Origin of the sequence: Neisseria sicca 4320, from assembly GCF_000193735.1 — a bacterium.
GTDB classification, from domain to species: domain Bacteria; phylum Pseudomonadota; class Gammaproteobacteria; order Burkholderiales; family Neisseriaceae; genus Neisseria; species Neisseria sicca_E.
The window spans coordinates 1-206 of record NZ_AEPF01000128.1; the positions used below are offsets into that span (position 1 = coordinate 1).

Below are 206 nucleotides of genomic sequence, written 5' to 3' on the forward strand. Positions count from 1 at the left end.
GGATTCGGATTTCAAGTGCAACACTATGGTACCAGTGGTTGGAACAGATTCAAGAATAAAACACTTGGCGTTTCGTAGCCAAGTGTTTTTCTTGGCCGGTGGTTCAACTCATCTTGAACCCTGCGTATCTCCCGATTACTGATGTTCCGGAAATCGGTCTGTTTGGGGAAATATTGTCGGATGAGTCCGTTGGTGTTCTCATTCAG

The 206-nt window shown here is 45.6% G+C and carries 1 protein-coding gene; it reads right to left on the reverse strand.

The window, feature by feature from the left end:
- Window positions 1-23: 23 nt before the first annotated feature.
- A partial coding sequence (locus NSCA4_RS14205; protein WP_141565477.1) for an IS30 family transposase occupies window positions 24-206 on the reverse strand: 183 nt, incomplete at its 5' end.